This is a genomic window from Amycolatopsis sp. DSM 110486, from assembly GCF_019468465.1.
Classification (GTDB): Bacteria; Actinomycetota; Actinomycetes; order Mycobacteriales; family Pseudonocardiaceae; genus Amycolatopsis.
This window is the reverse complement of sequence record NZ_CP080519.1, coordinates 5,458,909-5,475,537: the sequence shown is the minus strand read 5'-3', so window position 1 is coordinate 5,475,537 and position 16,629 is coordinate 5,458,909. Positions and strand designations below refer to the sequence as shown.

Here is a 16,629-nt window from a genome sequence, read left to right as displayed (position 1 = left end):
TCCCCTTCGCCGCGTTCGGGGCTAGGATCTACTCCCCCAGACTCCGTCGCCGAGGGGAGCCCGCCGATGACCGAGGGTGTCCGGCTGCCGTGGCGCGCCGCCGCGCGCGCCGACCCCGTGCCGGTGCTGGCCGCGGCGCGCAAGATCACCGACGACCTCATCGACGGCCTGGCCGGCACCCACGCGCGGCGCGCGGCCCACGGGCTGCGGCGGCTGTTCGGCGCGGCCGGCCTGGGGCTCACGGACCTGTCGGGCTCGCTGCTGTGGTCGGGCCGGCCGGGGCCCGACGCCACCGTGGCCCACGTGCTCGACGAGGTACTGCACAGCGAGGAGCCCGCTTCCGCCGACGGGGTGGAGGCGGTGCCGCTGCACGTCCACGACGAGCTGGCCGGCGCGTTGCTCGTGGTGGGCGCGCGCGGTTCGGAGGTGGTGCAGCAGGCGGCGGACGTCGTGGTGCAGGCACTGGAGCGCGGCCGGCTCGAGGCGTCGGCCGACCACGCGGCGCAGGCCGAGCTGCGGGCGTTGCGGGCGGAGATGTCGCCGCACTTCGTGTACAACGCGCTGACGGTGATCGCTTCGCTGGTGCGTTCGGAGCCGGACCGCGCGCGGGATCTGATGCTCGACTTCGCCGACTACACGCGCTACAGCCTCGCGCGCCACGGCGAGTACACCGTGGTGGCCGAGGAGTTCCGCGCGGTGGAGACGTACCTGGCGCTGCAGCGCGCGGTGCTGGGCGAACGGCTGAAGGTGCAGGTGCGCGTGGCGCCGGAGGTGCTGGCGGTGGCCGTGCCGTACCTGGTGCTGGAGCCGCTGGTGGAGAACGCCATCCGCCACGGCGTCGAGCCGCGCGCGACCACCGGGCTGGTGCAGGTCCACGGGCAGGCGGAAGGGAACGACTGCGTGATCAGCGTGGAGGACGACGGGGTCGGCATGGACCCGAAGCTGGCCGCCGACATCCTCGCCGGCCGGGTCACCGAGGGCAGCGGCCTCGGGCTGGCCAATGTGGACAGACGACTGCGCAACGTCTACGGCGCCTGGTACGGGCTGACCGTGGAGACGGAAGTGGGTGCCGGCACGCGCGTGGTCGTGCGGGTGCCGCGGTTCCAGCCGGGGGTGCTGCCGTGAGCGGGCTGCGGGTGCTGGCCGTCGACGACCTGGCGCCGGCGCTGGACGAGCTGTGCCGGATGCTGCGCGAGGCCCCGGAGGTCGGCGAGGTCGTGGGCGCGGGCGATGCCTTGCACGCGCTGAAGCTGTTGCAGGCGGACCACTTCGACGCGGTGTTCCTCGACATCTCCATGCCGGGTCTGGACGGGCTGGAGCTGGCGACGCTGCTGGCCCGCCTGTCGGAGCCGCCGGTGATCGTGTTCGTGACCGCGCACGACGGTCATGCCGTCGCGGCGTATGGCATCGGCGCCGTGGACTACCTGCTCAAGCCGGTGCGGACGGAACGGCTGGCGGCGGCGTTGGCGAAGGTCGTGCGCATGGCGCCTTCGGAAGCCCAGCGCGCGGCGCCGGACGCGATGGCCGCCCTGCCGGTCGACGCCGGCGGCCGCACGCGGTACGTCCGCCGCGACGACGTGTTGTTCGTCGAGGCCCACGGCGACTACGTCCGTCTCCACACCCGCGGTGGGGTGCACCTCGTGCGCATGCCGATCTCGCGGCTCGAGGAGTACTGGGAGGGCACCGGGTTCACGCGGGTGCACCGGGGTTATCTGCTGTCCGTGTCCGCCGTACTGGAACTGCGCAGCGACACCACGGGTGGACTGCTGGCCCACACCCCCGTCGGCGACGTTCCGGTGAGCCGAAGGCACGCGCGGGAGCTGCGGGACCGATTGCTGGAGGCGGCGCAGCAGGGGCAGCTGGGGTCGTCCTGGTGAGGGCCGACTTGGCGAGAGCCCTGTGAGCCGGGTCCGGCGGGTCGTCGTGATGAGCCCGCAGACGCGCCTCGCCCGCTCCCGCAGGCAGGCGCGCGGCCGGTGGCGGATGCCGCGCCTGAGGACCTCGGACGCCGAACGTGCCGCCGTGCTTTACCGAACGCAACGCAAGCGCGGCATCCCCGCGCTGGTCGCCATGTTCGTGCTCGTGCTCGGGCTGCCCGTGGTGTTCGCCGCGGCGCCGGGGCTGGACGGGGTGCGAGTGTGGGGCATTCCGTTGTCCTGGTTGATGATCGCGCTGCTGCCCTACCCCGTGATGGCCGGGCTGGCGCGCTGGCAGCTGCGGCGCGCGGAGAAGGCCGAGGAGCGGTAGATGGACCTCGCGCTGGCCGTGACGCCCGTCGTGCTCATCACGCTGCTCATCGGCGTGCGCGGGGTGGCCGCGATGCGCACGACGTCGGACTTCCTGGTGGCCTCACGGCGGATCTCGCCGTTCGTGAACTCCGCGGCGGTGTCCGGGGAGTACCTGTCGGCCGCGTCGTTCCTCGGGGTGGCGGGGCTCGTGGTGAAGGACGGCGTCGGCGCGCTGTGGTACCCGGTCGGGTTCACGGCGGGGTACATCGCGATGCTCGTGCTCGTCGCGGCGCCCATGCGGCGGTCCGGGGCGCTGACGGTGCCGGACTTCGCCGAAGCGCGCCTGGCCTCGCCGGCGCTACGACGGATCGCGGCAGTCGTGGTGCTGGTGATCGGCACGATCTACGTCGTCCCGCAGTTCCGCACGGCCGGGCTGGTGCTCACGGCCGTGGGCGGCACGCCGTACTGGGTCGGCGTGGTCATCGCGGGCACGGCCGTGAGCGTCACGCTCGCGCTGGGCGGCATGCGCGCGGCGACGTACGTGCAGGCGTTCCAGTTCTTCCTGAAGCTGCTGCTGTTCCTCGTACCCGCGCTGTGGCTGGTACTGCACGTGAGCGACGCCGACCGCGACGCCGCGCTCACGCCCGTGGAGTTCACCCGCTTCACCCACGAAACGCCGGTGGACTTCGAGCACGACGTGACCGTGGTCCTGCGCGAGCCCACCACCATCGTCACCGCGACCGGGCCGCGCACGCTCCCGCCGGGCGAGCTGACCGTCCACAGTGGAGAGCGCCTGGTCTTCGCCACCAACGCGCCCGTGCCCGACGTCAGCGACGGCGCCGCGCTCGGCGGCCCCGACTGGCAGCGGCCGCTGCTCGACCTCGACAAGGGCTATCCGCTGCTGGGCACGTGGGCCGTGCTCATCGCGACGATGCTCGGCACCATGGGCCTGCCCCACGTCCTGATGCGCTTCCACACCAGCCCGGACGGTCGCGCCGCCCGCCGGACCGCCGCGATCACCGTGGCGCTGCTGGGCGTGTTCTACCTGTTCCCCGGCGTCTACGGCGTGCTCGGCCGGGTGCTGGTGCCCGAGATCTACCTCTCCGGCGACACGGACACGGTCGTCGTCGCGCTGCCGGCGCAAGTGGACACCGGCTGGGCCGGCGAGCTGTTCACGGCGCTGCTCACCGCGGGCGCGTTCGCGGCGTTCCTGGCGACGTCGCTGGGCCTGCTCCTGGTGATGTCCGGTGCCATCGCCTACGACCTCATGCCCGGGGGCCTGCGCCGCCTGCGCGTGACCGTGGTGTTCGCCGCCGCCGTGATGGTGGTGCTGGCGCTGCCGTCGGCGCAGCTCGACGCCGGGGTGCTCGTGACGTGGGGCTTCACCGTGGCCGCGTCGACGTTCTGCCCGCTGCTCGTGCTCGGCATCTGGTGGCCGCGCCTCACGGCCGCGGGCGCGATCAGCGGTGTGGTGACGGGGCTGGTCGCGTCGTCCGGCTCGATCCTGTTCGCACTGGCCGGGCCGCGGCTCGACGGCTGGGTGGCGATCTTGGTGTCACAACCGGCACCCTGGTCGGTACCACTCGCGTTCGGCGTGATGGTGGCCGTCTCCCTGCGCGGCCGCCCGCCGTCCTGGGCCGGCGCGGCGATGCTCCGCCTGCACCTCGACGAGCGAGCGCCCGGCCCGGAGCCGCCCCATTCGTCCGCGCCCGCGTACCGCTCGTCGACCGTTCGTCGTGTCGCCCGGCGTTTGAACCGCTGACGCTTCCTCACGGGCGCTCGCCTCCCTACTGTGGCGCGGACCACAATTCGCAGCGTCGCGAGGGAGTGACGATGAGTCCCACCGACACCGACCTGACCGGTGACCCGCCGGACATGGACTGGGAACACGTACAGGAGAGCGCCGAGTTCAGGCAGCTGCGCGGCCGGTTGCGCCGCTTCGTCTTCCCGATGACTGCGCTGTTCCTGGCCTGGTACCTGCTGTACGTGCTGCTGGCGGACTACGCCCACGGCTTCATGAGCACGAAGATCGCCGGCAACTTCACCGTGGGCCTGCTGTTGGGCCTGCTGCAGTTCGTGTCGACCTTCCTCATCACGTGGCTGTACGTGCGCTACGCCAACCGGAAGCTCGACCCGCTGTCCGAGCGGATCCGTGAAGACATCGAGAACCCGGCCGCCGCCAAGGAGTCCGAATGAAAACCCTCGCGGCAGGCGTCGAGGGCAGCAACCCGACGCTGAACATCATCATCTTCGCGGTGTTCGTGCTGATCACGCTCGTGATCGTGTTCCGCGCGAGCCGCAACACGAAGACGGCCTCCGACTACTACGCCGCCGGGCGCGCGTTCACCGGCCCGCAGAACGGCATCGCGATCAGCGGTGACTACCTGTCGGCCGCGTCGTTCCTCGGCATCGCGGGCGCCATCGCGGTGTACGGCTACGACGGCTTCCTGTACTCGATCGGCTTCCTCGTGGCCTGGCTGGTCGCGCTGCTGCTCGTGGCCGAGCTGCTGCGCAACACGGGCAAGTTCACGATGGGCGACGTGCTGGCGTTCCGCATGCGGCAGCGTCCGGTGCGGGCCGCGGCGGCGATCTCGACGCTGATCGTGTCGTTCTTCTACCTGCTGGCCCAGATGACCGGCGCCGGCGGCCTGGTGGCGCTGCTGCTGGGCATCGAGGGCAAGGCCGCGCAGTCGGTGGTCATCGCCGTGGTGGGCGTGATCATGATCGCCTACGTGCTCATCGGCGGCATGAAGGGCACCACGTGGGTGCAGATCATCAAGGCCGTGCTGCTCATCGTCGGCGCGCTCACGATGACGCTGTGGGTGCTCGGCAAATACGGCTTCAACTTCTCGGCGCTGCTGCAGGGCGCCGTCGACAAAGCGGGCAAGGCCGGTGAGACGCTGCTCGGGCCGGGCAAGCAGTACGGCGCCACGGGAACGTCCAAACTGGACTTCTTCTCGCTCGGCATCGCGCTGGTGCTCGGCACGGCGGGCCTGCCCCACGTGCTGATGCGCTTCTACACCGTGCCGACCGCCCGCGAGGCCCGCCGCTCGGTGGTCTGGGCGATCGTGCTGATCGGCGTGTTCTACCTGTTCACGCTGGTGCTCGGCTACGGCGCCGGCGCGCTCGTCGGCCCGGACGACATCAAGGCCGCTCCCGGCGGCGTGAACTCGGCGGCGCCGCTGCTGGCGTTGAACCTCGGCGGGCCGGTGCTGCTGGGCCTGATCTCGGCGATCGCGTTCGCCACGATCCTCGCCGTGGTGGCCGGCCTGACGATCACCGCGTCGGCCTCCTTCGCCCACGACGTGTACGCGAACGTGGTGAAGCGCGGCAAGCCGACGCCGGGTTCGGAGGTGCGCGTCGCACGGATCACCGCCGTGGTCATCGGTGCGGTCGCGATCGTCGGCGGCATCCTGGCCAACGGCCAGAACGTCGCGTTCCTCGTGGCGCTCGCCTTCGCGGTGGCGGCGTCGGCCAACCTGCCGACGATCCTGTACTCGCTGTTCTGGAAGCGGTTCAACACCCAGGGCGCGCTGTGGAGCATCTACGGCGGGCTCATCGTTTCGCTGGTGCTGATCGTCTTCTCGCCGGCGGTGTCGGGCAAGCCGATCGACGCGAAGACCGGCAAGAGCGCGTCGATGCTGCAGGGCGTGGACTTCCACTGGTTCCCGCTCGACAACCCGGGCCTGGTGTCCATCCCGGTCGCGTTCTTCCTCGGCTGGCTCGGCACGATGCTGTCGAAGGAGCACAACGCGAAGAAGTACGCGGAGATGGAGGTGCGGTCCTTGACGGGGGCGCATGCGGAGAAGGCTGTGCAGCACTGAGGTTTGCACGCTGAGGTTTGCGTTGTAGGAGCGGGCCGGGACCGGTTTGGTCCCGGCCCGCTTTTTGCCTGGGGTCCTACAACCCGAGCGGCAGCACCAGATCCAGGTTGGTCTTGCGGACCGGCGTTCCGTCGACGGCGCCGCCCTCGTTCGGCACGATGCCGCCGGCGGCGACGCGGTCGAGGGTGCGCAGGCCGAGCGGGCCGACGGTGCCGAACACGGTGTAGTCGGGGCGCAGGGTGGAATCGCCGTAGACGAGGAAAAACTGGCTGCCGTTGGTGTCGGGGCCGGCGTTGGCCATGGCGACCAGGCCACGGGAGTAGATCCGGCCCGGGCCCGACGGGTTGGTGGTCGAGGGCGGCAGGTCGGTGGGCAGTTCGTCGCGGAAGCTGTAGCCCGGGCCGCCTTCGCCGGTGCCCGTCGGGTCGCCGCACTGCAGGACCTGCAGCGTCGGGTACGCGGTGAGGCGGTGGCAGGTCGTGCTGTTGAAGAAGCCGTGGCGGGCCAGATGCAGGAAGCTCTGCACCGTGCACGGGGCTTCGGCGCGGTCCAGTTTCAGCGGTAGCAATCCCTGGTTGGTGATCACGGGGACGTCGACCTTGCCGCGGTCGGGGGTGTGCTGCGGGTCGGGCGGCAGGGGCACGGGACGGGCAGCGGGTTCGTCGGGCGTTTCGGTGTACTGGCACGCACCGTGGGTGGTGGTGGGCGAAGCAACCGGCGTTGCTTGCGCTGCCGGGGTGAACGCTGCGCACAGCGCACCGATGGCCAGTGTGGTGACGAGGAGCCTCTTCATGCGGTATCCCTCCCAGTGAGAGGGGCAGTATACGAACGGTCCGGACCATTCGGCTTCCCGCGAAAGTCGGGCGCTCACGAAACGCTGACGGGCTCCTGACAACTGTTCCCTAGCGTCCCGGGTCATGATCACTCGCCTCTTCCTCAGCGTGGTGGCGGCCGGCGCGGTGGCGGCTGCGCTGCCGGCCGTCGCGTCCGCCGCGACCGGACCGGTCGTGCAGCCCCTTGCCGTCTCCGCGGCCGAACAGCAGGCCGTGCTCGACTACTGGACCCCCGAACGGATGAACGCACTCACGCAGCCTTCGTCGGACAACCCGCCGACGGGCGGCCCCGACGGCGCGCCCTGGACCACCGGCAACGCCGTGTCCAAGACGGTCGGCCGGCTCTTCTTCACCGACCATGGCGAAGATTCCAGCTGCACGGCCACCGTGGTGGCCGGCGCGAACCGCAGCACCGTCGTCACGGCCGGGCACTGCGTGAACAACACCGACCTCCTCGGCGAGAACAACCAGTGGAACGCCCACTCGATGTTCGTCCCGGGCTACCACGACGGGCAGGCGCCGTACGGGAAGTTCGTCGGCCGCTTCGGCGTCGCGGACAGCACGTGGCTCGCGAACGACCAGATCGACGCGCAGAAGTTCGACGCCTTCGACCAGGCCTTCGTGGTCCTCAACCGCGGCGCGTATGGCGTTTCCGTGCAGGACAAGGTGGGCGCGGCGCAGAAGATCGGCTTCGACCGCCCCGGCGGCGCCGACGTGTACCAATTCGGGTACCCACGAGCTTCGGCCGACCCCGCGCGTGAAGGCCTGCCGGAGTACACGGGCGCGCGCCTGGCGTTCTGCACGGGCCCGGCGCGCGAATGGCCGGGCACCCCGGACTTCCCCGACTCGCCGAACCAGTGGGGCACGGCGTGCGTGATGGGCGGCGGCTCCAGCGGCGGCCCACGCCTGCGCGACTTCGACGCGAAGACCGGCCTCGGCACGGTCGTCGGCGACAACACGCAGGCGGGCTTCTTCGACGCCGCGGGCAAGCCGTGCGAGCGCGACGCGGGGTGCACGAGGTATCTGGTGGGTCCGCAGTTCAGTACGGCGGTGACGAAGCCGTTGTTCGAAACGGCTCAGCACGCCTGACGCTGGTGAACGACGAAAGGCCGGGCAGCTTGCCCGGCCTTTCGTCGAGAAAACGCTACTTCGCGGCCGGAACCCGCAGCAGCAGAGCGTCGCCCTGGCCGCCACCGCCGCACAGGGCCGCGGCACCCAGGCCGCCGCCGCGGCGGCGCAGCTCGTGGATCAGGTGCACCGCCAGCCGAGCGCCCGAGGCGCCGATCGGGTGGCCGAGAGCGATGGCGCCGCCGTTGACGTTGACCTTCGACGGGTCCAGGCCGAGCTTGTCCGACGACACCACGCCGACCGCGGCGAACGCCTCGTTGATCTCCACCAGGTCGAGGTCGCTCACGTCGAGCTTGGCCTTCGCCAGGGCCTTGCGGATGGCGTTGGACGGCTGCTCGTGCAGCGACGCGTCCGGGCCCGCGACGACGCCGTGGGCGCCGATCTCGGCCAGGGGCGTGAGGCCCAGCTGGGCGGCCTTCTCGGGGCTGGCGACGATCACGGCCGCGGCGCCGTCGGAGATCTGCGACGACGAGCCGGCGGTGATGGTGCCGTCGGAGGCGAAGGCGGGGCGGAGCTTGCCGAGGCCGTCGACGGTGGTTTCGGCGCGCACGCCCTCGTCGGTGGAGAAGACGATCGGGTCGCCCTTGCGCTGCGGGATGGTGACGGGCGCGATCTCCTCGCGGAAGAAGCCGGCCTCGATGGCGGCGGCGGCGCGCTGGTGGGAGCGCGCGGAGAACTCGTCCTGCTGCTCGCGCGTGATGCCGTAGCGGGTGTTGTGCTTCTCCGTCGAGGCGCCCATGGCGACCTGGTCGAAGGCGCAGAACAGGCCGTCGTGGGCCATGTGGTCGAGCATCGTCACGTCGCCGTACTTGAAGCCGCCGCGGGACTTCGGCAGCAGGTGCGGCGCCTGCGTCATCGACTCCTGGCCGCCGGCCACGACGAGGTCGAACTCGCCGGCGCGGATCAGCTGGTCGGCGAGCGCGATGGCGTCGAGGCCCGAGAGGCAAACCTTGTTGATCGTGAGCGCCGGGACGTCCATCGAAATGCCCGCGGCGACAGCGGCCTGGCGGGCGGGAATCTGGCCGGCGCCCGCGGTGAGGACCTGGCCCATGATCGTGTACTCGACCTCGGACGGCGAAACCCCGGCCTGCTCCAGCGCGGCCTTGATCGCGATGCCGCCGAGCTGCGCCCCGGTGAAGTCCTTCAGCGAGCCGAGCAGCCGCCCGATGGGGGTACGGGCCGCACCCAGGATCACGGAACCGGACACGTCGTCCTCCCAAGAATTCTGAACACCGACAGTCTCATGACTGTACCCGGGCCCGCGGCTTCTTGATGGAGCCAGTGTGAGGGGGCGCACGTCTTGGATGGACTCAGTGGTTTTCAGGGGGCTTCACCAGGGTGGTGGCCCTTATCCTGCCCCCATGAACACTGAGTCCATCCAAGCCGTGCTCACCCCGTTCGTGACCGCGATCGACCACGTCGGGATCGCGGTACCCGACCTCGACGAAGCGATCGCGTTCCACAAGAAGCACTTCGGCCTGGAGGTCGCGCACGAGGAGGTGAACGAGGAGCAGGGGGTCCGCGAAGCGATGCTGCGCGCGCCTGGCACCGCGGGCACCGAAACGATGATCCAGCTCCTCGCGCCCCTGCGCGACGACTCGACGATCGCGAAGTTCCTCGGCCGCAACGGGCCCGGCCTCCAGCAGCTCGCCTTCCGGGTGTCCGATGTGGACGCCGCCGCGGCCGCCCTGCGCGAGCAAGGCCTGCGACTGCTGTACGACGACGCCAAGCGCGGCACCTCGAACAGCCGCGTGAACTTCGTGCACCCCAAGGATGCCGGCGGTGTGCTCGTGGAGCTGGTGGAGCCGGCTGCGCGTTAGAACTCTTTCGCCTTCAGCCACTTGCAACGAGAGTGCGGGTTCCTGGTGCAGGGCCGACGCGTCATACTTGATCTCCGTTACGCGCCGCCACCAGACAGCCCGGAGGACCCGCCGGATGGCCAGCCAACTCCAGGAAGCTGCCAGCCGGCTCCAAGCCCTCGCGACCAGCCTGCCGTTGGCCGCTGCCCAGGCCCTCACCCAGGAGCTGGACAGCGTCGCGACCGTCGCCGCCGCGATCGCCGGCGGCTCGTAGATTCGCTCCGGAGCGCGTCCGGCAGGATCGCCTAGAAAGCCTTCGCCGGCGTCGGCACCCGCGGATCAACAGCGAGTGCAGCGGGCCCGTGATCGCGTCGGCAATTCACCCATCGGATCTTCGCCGGCGAAGGGCGAGTGGGTGCGCTCCGACGGCACGATCGTCCCGATTCGCAGCGGTACCGTCGACGACTACTACCAGCGGGTCAACGAGTTCGTTGCCGCGAACCTTCCGCCTGCTCGGCGGAAGGTCGCGCGGCTGGCCTCGCACATGGAAGTCAAGGTCGCGATCAAAATGCGCAACCGGGGCCTGACCGAAGAGACGGTCGTCGTCGACCGTTCGGTATGCGGCACCCGAGACTTCGACAGCTCAGCACCACTGACCTGCGACAAGCAGCTCGAGACCACGTTCCTCGCCCCCGGCTCGATACTCCACGTCGCTCAACCGGACGGCAGTACCATCACCGACACAGGACGGGAGGAACACGCGTGACCCTCATCGCGTACGGCCCCACCTTCCAGAACGGCGAGGAAGGCGGGTTCAACCACGAGCTCACCACCGAAGACGACGTGCGCCAACTGGTCGATCTGCTAGCCCGGGACGGCGTCTTCACCGCCACTGTGGAAGCCGAACACGGCGTCGTGGACGCTCACGTCCAGGACGGCTACGGCTATCTCCTTTACAACGGTGAGGAGATGATCGCCGCCTACACCAACGGCGACCCCGCATCACCGGAAGTCACCGATTCTGAAACCGGCTTCCCCGCAGGATCTGGAATCCCGCTCGGCCAATTCACCGACGCTCTCCTCGAACTGCTGAAGACAGGGCGACTCCCTCAGGTCGTTCCATGGAACGGCACCCAGATGATCGTCACCGACTGACACTGCCCCGCCGTAAACGCCATATCCTCCCCACGGTTCCGCTCGAGGCGCACCCGCCGGAGCCGCACACTAGGACTCCTTCGCCTTCGCCGACAACGCGTTGGCCAGGAAGGTGAGCTCGCCGTCGAACTCGGCGGGGCGGTCGTCGCCGGAGTGGCGGGCGGTGGCGTGGCGGTGGCTGACGGCGCGGGCGAGCAGGCCCGACGCGCTGTCGAGGTCGGCGACGGCGAGGCGGCCGCCCGTGGCGCCCACGATCACCGAGCGGACCAGGCGCACGAGGTGCTGGAAGCGTTCTCCGAGTGCGTCGCGCACGACGTAGTGGGTGTCGGCTTCGCGCCAGAGCACGTGGGACAGGCCGAGCGACCCGGCGAAGCGGCGGTCGAGCTCCGAGACGAGCCGGCGCAGCGACCCGGCGAGATCACCGGGCACCACCACCGCGGCGGGCTCGATGTTCTCGTCGGGCAGCCGGGCGACCAGCGCCGCCAGCAGGTCGGACTTGCGGCGGAAGTAGTAGTGGACCAGACCCTTCGGCACCCCGGCGCGCTCCGCGATGCGGGACGTCGGGGTGGCGTCGAAGCCGGACTCGGCGAAAAGCGCCTCAGCCGCGCAGAGGATCCGCTCCTTCGCCGAGTCATCCGTCATGTCAGCTCCTTCAGTGCGGCATCGCCGTCCGGTGGGCGGCGGTGGCCATCGGCATCGCGGCGGCGCCGGCGATGATCGTGAGCGCACCGGCGACCCAGGACGTCCAGGACGCCCCGTTGAACTCGGTGTACCCCATCACCCACGGCGCGATGAACAGCAACGCCCCGAGGACGACCTGGACGCCCTCGCCGTAGACGACACCGGGCGCCGCGAGCGACACCAGGCCGTCGATGGCGATCAGCGCACCGAGGATCACCATCGTCCACATCGTCATCGTGTCCGTGCTCAGCCAAAGGGGTGAAAGAGCGGCGACAACACCGATGACGACCTCGGCCCAGTCGTGGGGCCGGGTCCAGGCGCGCGTCGAGACTTCACTCATTCGTGCTCACCTCCGCAGAGAACCTGCTGTTCAGAAAGTTTCCCTGCTTCGATCATGCGCCTTGATTGGCCGGCCGGTCAAGATTTGTAGGTCACAGTTGCGCACAACCGGTTCCGGCGTCGTTTTCAGCCATCGGGCTACTGTGTTCCGCCGCTCGGCGCAGGCTCGTCCGGACACCGTGGGTGCTCACCCGTCCGTGACCCCGTAGCGGCTACGGTAGGGCCATGAGCCTTGGCGAGGAACGGGAGCTTGTGCCGCTGGGAGCCGGCTTCGACGTGGCGAAGCGCGGGTACAGCCGAGCGCAGGTCGACGAACACCTGGAACGGCTGGACTCCGACCTGAAGATGCTCACCGGCGACCGCGACGCCGCCATCGCTCAGGCGGGTGATCTCGCCCGGCAGTTGGAGATCGCGCGCGGTGAGATCGCCGACCTGCGCGGGCAGGTCGACCGGCTGGCGCAGCCGCCGACGAGCGTCGAGGGCCTGTCCGAGCGCCTGCAGCGGATGCTGCGCCTCGCGCAGGACGAGTCCGCCGACACGCGGGCGCGCGCCGAGGCCGAGGCCGGCCACATCCGCGCCAAGGCGGAGACCGACGCCAGCGCCATGCGCGCGCGGTACGAGCAGCTGCTCACCGAGCTCGACCTGCGCCGCAAGGAGATGGAAGCCGAGCACCGCAAGGTCCTCGAGGACGCCCGCGCCGAGGCGAAGTCGATCACCGACAAGGCCGAGGCCGAGCGCAACAAACTCGACGCGGAGTCCGAGGCCCGCCGCACGCAGGTCGAAGAGGACTTCGAGATCGCCATGGCCGCCCGCCGCACCGAGGCGATGCGCGTGCTGGCCGAGCAGGAGGCCGCGTCGAAGGCCGAAGCCGAGCGCCGAGTGCGCGAAGCCGCCGAGGACGCCGCCGCCATCCGCGCCAAGGTGCTCGAAGAAGAAACAGTGGCCCGCGCCGACATCGAGCGCCGCCAGCGCGAGTCCGTCGCCGACGCGAACAAGCGCAAGCAGGACTCGATCACCGAGGCCAACGCCCGCCTCGCCGAAGCCGCCGACGAGGCCCGCCGCCGCGTCCGCACGGCCACCGACGAGTCGAACCGCCGCATCACGCAGGCCAACGAGCGGGTCGAGGCGCTGCGCAACGTCCGGACCAGCCTGGCCGAGCAGGTGCGCCAGGCGCGCACGGTGCTGGCCGAGGCCCACCACGTGCTCGGCGAGGCGGAAACGCTGGTGCCGGCGGACATCAAGGCTTCCACCGAGCCGAAGACCCCTGTCCCGGCTGGCGCCCCCGCCGGTTCGGGTTCGGGTTCGGCCTCGGGCGACGTCGAGAAGACAGTCCGCCTCCGCACCAACGACGTCCCGAAGCCCCAGCCCCAACCCGCTTCCGGCCGGGCCGGCAAACCCACCGGCGACTGACCTCCTCCGAACGAGGCTCGTCTGTTCCCAGCAACCCGGGTCCCCGACCCGGGTTGCTTGCCGTCCCGACCACCCACGATCCCCCGGCCCGGGCCTTCCAGCCCCGCAGCGCGACCCCCGAAAGCCCCCAGCGCAGAGCCACCCCGGCACACCCAACGCGACGGACCGCCGCCCGACCCACGCCCCAAATTGGTCACTGTCCGGGCCAGACGCACTCGCACTGCCCGGAGTCTCCGGCCCCCCGCCCAACCCCGCGAAGGCGCCCGAATACCGAGCCGACCCGGGCGCACCTCGGGCCAGCACACACCCAACACGACAGATCGAGCCCCGGGTCCTGGAGGCGACCACAGCGCGAGATCGTGCCGGTGTTGGGATAGAGCGGTGCGATCGGCCGCCAGGCCGATCCGACCGCTCTATCCCAACACCGGCTCAAAGGCGATCTCGCCCGCCCCGGCGGAGCCGGGGCAGAAAACACCGCTTCGCTCGCTGTCTGCCCCGGCGGAGCCGAGGCAGACAGCGAGCGAAGCGACTGGCGAGTAACCTTCCCCGACAAGCGGGGCAGTGACGCCCCGATTCGGGCTTGCCGGGAGGTTTCGGATGGCTGTCTATCGGACCGTGGTGGTGGGGACGGACGGGTCCGACTCGTCGTTCGCCGCGGTGGATCGCGCGGCGGGGGTGGCCGCGGATGCCGAGGCGAAGCTGGTCCTGGTGTGCGCGTACTACCCCGCCAGCAAGCACGACGTGGAGCAGGCGCAGGACGAGCTCGGCGACGAGGCCTACCAGGTCGTCGGGTCGGCGCCGGCGGAGGACACGTTGCAGAGTGCGCGGGACCGGGCCGCGAAGGCCGGGGCGAAGGACATCCAGACCATCGCCGTGAACGGTGAGCCGGTGCACGCGCTGCGCAAGGTCGTGCACGAGACTTCGGCCGACCTGCTCGTGGTGGGCAACCGCGGCCTCAACACGCTCGCCGGGCGGATCCTCGGCTCGGTGCCGGCGGAGGTGGCGCGCAAGTCGGGTGTCGACGTGCTGATCGTGCACACGACCTGAGCCGTGGCCGAATCCCCTGAGGTGCAGCACCAACTCGAGAAGCTTCTCCTCGGCGGGCCGCGCAAGTACACCCGCCTGGAGGTCGCGGAAAAGGCCGGTGTGCCCGAGGAACGCTCGCGCCGGCTGTGGCGCGCGCTCGGGTTCGCGGCGGCCGAGGACGACGAGGTGGTGTTCACCGACGCCGACGTCGCCGCCATGCGCACCGCCGACCAGCTCATCGCGTCCGGACTTGTCGCGCGCAACCTCGAGGTCGCCGTGACACGGGCGCTCGGGCAGCACCTGTCGCGTCTGGCCGAGTGGCAGGTGCACATGCTGTGGTCGCTCATCGCCGAGAACCCGGGCCTCGACGACAGCCAGGTCACCAAGCTCGTCGCGCGGCTGCTGCCCGAGCTGGAGCAGGTGCAGAACTTCGTGTGGCGCCGCCACCTCGTGGCGTTCGCCGGGCGCGCGTTCGCCACCGACGAGGACCTGGAGGCCCGGCCGCAGGTCGTCGGCTTCGTCGACATGGTGGGCTACACCAAAATGACCCGCGAGGTCGACGAGGACGAGCTCAGCCGCGTGCTCGACGGGTTCGAGTCGCTGGCCGCGGGCGTGGTCGCCGACCACCGCGGGCGGATCGTGAAGATGATCGGCGACGAGGTCTTCTTCGTCACCGACTCCCCCGAGTCGGGTGCCGAGATCGCGCTCACCCTCGCCGAACGCACGTCCGCGTCCGACGACCTGCCCGCCGTGCGCGCGGGGCTGGCTACGGGGCGGGTGTTGTCCCGCTTCGGCGACGTCTACGGCTCTGTCGTGAACCTCGCCGCGCGGCTGACGTCCGTCGCCCGCCCCGGCACGGTGCTGGTCGACCGTGAGCTGGCGGCCGCGCTCGCAACCCTGCCGGAGTACGAGCTGCGGTCACGCCGGCCCGTCGCCGTGCGCGGGTACAACCGGCTGCGGACCTCGGTGCTGCGGCGGGCCCAGGACCGGCCGTCGGGGAAGTTCGCCCAAGCGCAGGAACGCGCGGCCGAAGCCATGGGCCTGCCCGAGACGACCCGCCCCGCGACGGAACCGGACGGCCCCGAAGACCTGACGCTCGGTTCGCAGCGCCGGCGCCGCAGGCGCTGATCAGGCGTCGTAGTCCACCGTCACGCGCTCGCTCGCCGGGTGCGACTGGCACGTCAGCACGAACCCCGCGTCCACCTCGGCCTTTTCCAGCGCGAAGTTGCGCCGCATGTCCACGGCACCCTCGGTCACGCGGGCCCGGCAGGTGCCGCACACCCCGCCCTTGCACGCGAACGGCAGGTCCGGCCGGAACTTCTGCGCACCGTCCAAAATGGACGATTCCTGCGGCAGGCTCATCGTGGTCGAGCGACCGTCGAGGATCAGCGTGACCTCCGAGGCGGCGCCGGCCACCGCCGGGTCGACGTGCTTGACCGGCTCCGGCGGCACGTCGTCCACGTAGAACAGTTCCTGGTGGACACTCGACTCCGGCACGCCAAGGGCCGCCAGCACCTCCTGCGCCCCGGTGACCATCCCGAACGGCCCGCACAGCCAGAAGTGGGCCACCGACTCCACCGGCACCAGCGAGCCGAACAGCGCGCGCAGCTTGTCGGCGTCGAGGCGGCCGGTGAACAGCTCGGCCTCGCGGGGTTCGCGCGACAGGACGTGGATGAGCTCGAGCCGCGCCGGGTAGCGGTCCTTCAGGTCGGCCAGCTCGTCGGCGAACATGACCGTGTCCGTGCGGCGGTTGCCGTACAGCACAGTGACGGTGGCGTCCGGCGTCGCGAGCAGCGACGCGACGATCGACAGCACCGGCGTGATCCCCGAGCCGGCGGCGATCAGCACGTGGTGACCGCCCGTGGTCAGATCCGGCGTGAAGGTTCCCGTCGGTGCGGAGACCTCGACGACGTCACCCGGGCGCACGTCCTGCACGAGCCACGACGAGAACACGCCCTCGGGAACCAAGCGCACGCCCACGCGCGGCCGCTGGCCCGCCGGAGCGCAGATCGAGTACGACCGGCGCTCGTCGCGGCCGTCGACGGTGCGGCGCAAGGTCAGCGACTGGCCGGGCGCGAAGGCGAACGTCTCGACCAGCTCGGGAGGCACGTCGAAAGTCACGGCGACCGCGTCGTCGCACAGCCGCTCGACGTCGGCGACCCGCAGCGAGTGGAAGCCGGTGCGCCGGGAAATCGTGCTGGTCAAC

19 protein-coding genes are annotated in these 16,629 nt (G+C 70.8%); 14 read left to right on the top strand and 5 right to left on the bottom strand.

Translation table 11 applies throughout. The features are described 5' to 3' along the window. Nucleotides 1–66 precede the first annotated feature (66 nt). The 6 genes from K1T34_RS26640 to K1T34_RS26615 all read left to right on the top strand — a co-directional run bounded on the left by K1T34_RS26640 (nucleotide 67) and on the right by K1T34_RS26615 (nucleotide 6,052). On the top strand, nucleotides 67–1,125 hold the full coding sequence (locus tag K1T34_RS26640; RefSeq protein WP_220246898.1) for a sensor histidine kinase: 1,059 nt from the start codon (nucleotides 67–69) through the stop codon (nucleotides 1,123–1,125). Beyond that, entirely contained in the window at nucleotides 1,122–1,877 is a 756-nt protein-coding gene (locus K1T34_RS26635; protein WP_220246897.1) for a LytTR family DNA-binding domain-containing protein, read from the top strand. Before K1T34_RS26640 ends, K1T34_RS26635 begins: the two co-directional genes overlap by 4 nt. A 22-nt stretch (nucleotides 1,878–1,899) precedes the next feature. Further along, on the top strand, nucleotides 1,900–2,247 hold the full coding sequence (locus K1T34_RS26630; RefSeq protein ID WP_220246896.1) for a hypothetical protein: 348 nt from the start codon (nucleotides 1,900–1,902) through the stop codon (nucleotides 2,245–2,247). Then, nucleotides 2,248–3,990, top strand: a complete 1,743-nt coding sequence (locus K1T34_RS26625) for a cation acetate symporter (RefSeq protein ID WP_220246895.1) — start codon at nucleotides 2,248–2,250, stop codon at nucleotides 3,988–3,990. A gap of 71 nt (nucleotides 3,991–4,061) precedes the next feature. Next, nucleotides 4,062–4,424 (top strand): DUF485 domain-containing protein, encoded by a 363-nt coding sequence (locus K1T34_RS26620; protein ID WP_220246894.1) that lies wholly within the window; start codon nucleotides 4,062–4,064, stop codon nucleotides 4,422–4,424. Further along, complete coding sequence (locus K1T34_RS26615) at nucleotides 4,421–6,052, top strand: cation acetate symporter (RefSeq protein WP_220246893.1); 1,632 nt, start codon at nucleotides 4,421–4,423, stop codon at nucleotides 6,050–6,052. Before K1T34_RS26620 ends, K1T34_RS26615 begins: the two co-directional genes overlap by 4 nt. Before the next feature lie 76 nt (nucleotides 6,053–6,128). Here the strand turns inward: K1T34_RS26615 and K1T34_RS26610 are convergent, their stop codons facing one another. Beyond that, on the bottom strand, nucleotides 6,129–6,845 hold the full coding sequence (locus K1T34_RS26610) for a peptidylprolyl isomerase (RefSeq protein ID WP_220246892.1): 717 nt from the start codon (nucleotides 6,843–6,845) through the stop codon (nucleotides 6,129–6,131). A gap of 124 nt (nucleotides 6,846–6,969) precedes the next feature. On the opposite strand from K1T34_RS26610, the gene K1T34_RS26605 reads away from it, so the two are divergent. Continuing rightward, the gene (locus K1T34_RS26605; RefSeq protein ID WP_220246891.1) at nucleotides 6,970–7,974 is read left to right on the top strand and encodes a serine protease; all 1,005 of its coding nucleotides are present in this window, start codon (nucleotides 6,970–6,972) and stop codon (nucleotides 7,972–7,974) included. A gap of 55 nt (nucleotides 7,975–8,029) precedes the next feature. Here K1T34_RS26605 and K1T34_RS26600 read toward each other — a convergent pair whose 3' ends face one another. Further along, the gene (locus tag K1T34_RS26600; RefSeq protein WP_220246890.1) at nucleotides 8,030–9,220 is read right to left on the bottom strand and encodes an acetyl-CoA C-acetyltransferase; all 1,191 of its coding nucleotides are present in this window, start codon (nucleotides 9,218–9,220) and stop codon (nucleotides 8,030–8,032) included. A gap of 154 nt (nucleotides 9,221–9,374) precedes the next feature. On the opposite strand from K1T34_RS26600, the gene mce reads away from it, so the two are divergent. From mce to K1T34_RS26580, 4 genes are all read left to right on the top strand, one after another. Further along, on the top strand, nucleotides 9,375–9,833 hold the full coding sequence (mce, locus tag K1T34_RS26595) for a methylmalonyl-CoA epimerase (RefSeq protein ID WP_220246889.1): 459 nt from the start codon (nucleotides 9,375–9,377) through the stop codon (nucleotides 9,831–9,833). A 115-nt stretch (nucleotides 9,834–9,948) separates the two neighbouring features. Then, entirely contained in the window at nucleotides 9,949–10,086 is a 138-nt protein-coding gene (locus K1T34_RS26590; RefSeq protein ID WP_220246888.1) for a hypothetical protein, read from the top strand. 75 nt (nucleotides 10,087–10,161) lie between these two features. Further along, nucleotides 10,162–10,578, top strand: a complete 417-nt coding sequence (locus K1T34_RS26585; protein WP_220246887.1) for a DddA-like double-stranded DNA deaminase toxin — start codon at nucleotides 10,162–10,164, stop codon at nucleotides 10,576–10,578. Next, nucleotides 10,575–10,967 carry an Imm1 family immunity protein gene (locus tag K1T34_RS26580; RefSeq protein WP_220246886.1) on the top strand — a complete coding sequence of 131 codons (393 nt, stop codon included), beginning with the start codon at nucleotides 10,575–10,577 and terminating at the stop codon, nucleotides 10,965–10,967. The genes K1T34_RS26585 and K1T34_RS26580 overlap by 4 nt, the downstream gene beginning before the upstream one ends. Before the next feature lie 69 nt (nucleotides 10,968–11,036). Here the strand turns inward: K1T34_RS26580 and K1T34_RS26575 are convergent, their stop codons facing one another. Then, complete coding sequence (locus K1T34_RS26575; protein WP_220246885.1) at nucleotides 11,037–11,609, bottom strand: TetR/AcrR family transcriptional regulator; 573 nt, start codon at nucleotides 11,607–11,609, stop codon at nucleotides 11,037–11,039. A 10-nt stretch (nucleotides 11,610–11,619) separates the two neighbouring features. Further along, nucleotides 11,620–11,988, bottom strand: coding sequence for an SPW repeat protein (locus K1T34_RS26570; RefSeq protein WP_220246884.1), 369 nt, complete (start codon nucleotides 11,986–11,988; stop codon nucleotides 11,620–11,622). 251 nt (nucleotides 11,989–12,239) lie between these two features. Here K1T34_RS26570 and K1T34_RS26565 point away from each other — a divergent pair, with 251 nt between their 5' ends. The 3 genes from K1T34_RS26565 to K1T34_RS26555 all read left to right on the top strand — a co-directional run bounded on the left by K1T34_RS26565 (nucleotide 12,240) and on the right by K1T34_RS26555 (nucleotide 15,551). Further along, nucleotides 12,240–13,397, top strand: coding sequence for a chromosome segregation protein (locus tag K1T34_RS26565; RefSeq protein WP_370643841.1), 1,158 nt, complete (start codon nucleotides 12,240–12,242; stop codon nucleotides 13,395–13,397). 597 nt (nucleotides 13,398–13,994) lie between these two features. Next, a complete protein-coding gene (locus K1T34_RS26560; RefSeq protein WP_220246882.1) occupies nucleotides 13,995–14,444 on the top strand; it encodes a universal stress protein in 450 nt (149 codons plus the stop codon). A 3-nt stretch (nucleotides 14,445–14,447) separates the two neighbouring features. Continuing rightward, a complete protein-coding gene (locus tag K1T34_RS26555) occupies nucleotides 14,448–15,551 on the top strand; it encodes an adenylate/guanylate cyclase domain-containing protein (RefSeq protein WP_220246881.1) in 1,104 nt (367 codons plus the stop codon). On the opposite strand, the gene paaE is transcribed toward K1T34_RS26555, so the two are convergent. Further along, on the bottom strand, nucleotides 15,552–16,628 hold the full coding sequence (gene paaE, locus K1T34_RS26550) for a 1,2-phenylacetyl-CoA epoxidase subunit PaaE (protein ID WP_220246880.1): 1,077 nt from the start codon (nucleotides 16,626–16,628) through the stop codon (nucleotides 15,552–15,554). Nucleotide 16,629 lies beyond the last annotated feature (1 nt).

Coding starts and splice junctions, on each gene's coding strand:
- K1T34_RS26640 (WP_220246898.1), top strand. CDS start 67: ATGACCGAGGGTGTCCGGCTGCCGTGGCGCGCCGCCGCGCGCGCCGAC.
- K1T34_RS26625 (WP_220246895.1), top strand. CDS start 2,248: ATGGACCTCGCGCTGGCCGTGACGCCCGTCGTGCTCATCACGCTGCTC.
- K1T34_RS26620 (WP_220246894.1), top strand. CDS start 4,062: ATGAGTCCCACCGACACCGACCTGACCGGTGACCCGCCGGACATGGAC.
- K1T34_RS26615 (WP_220246893.1), top strand. CDS start 4,421: ATGAAAACCCTCGCGGCAGGCGTCGAGGGCAGCAACCCGACGCTGAAC.
- K1T34_RS26610 (WP_220246892.1), bottom strand. CDS start 6,845: ATGAAGAGGCTCCTCGTCACCACACTGGCCATCGGTGCGCTGTGCGCA.
- K1T34_RS26605 (WP_220246891.1), top strand. CDS start 6,970: ATGATCACTCGCCTCTTCCTCAGCGTGGTGGCGGCCGGCGCGGTGGCG.
- mce (WP_220246889.1), top strand. CDS start 9,375: ATGAACACTGAGTCCATCCAAGCCGTGCTCACCCCGTTCGTGACCGCG.
- K1T34_RS26590 (WP_220246888.1), top strand. CDS start 9,949: ATGGCCAGCCAACTCCAGGAAGCTGCCAGCCGGCTCCAAGCCCTCGCG.
- K1T34_RS26575 (WP_220246885.1), bottom strand. CDS start 11,609: ATGACGGATGACTCGGCGAAGGAGCGGATCCTCTGCGCGGCTGAGGCG.
- K1T34_RS26570 (WP_220246884.1), bottom strand. CDS start 11,988: ATGAGTGAAGTCTCGACGCGCGCCTGGACCCGGCCCCACGACTGGGCC.
- K1T34_RS26560 (WP_220246882.1), top strand. CDS start 13,995: ATGGCTGTCTATCGGACCGTGGTGGTGGGGACGGACGGGTCCGACTCG.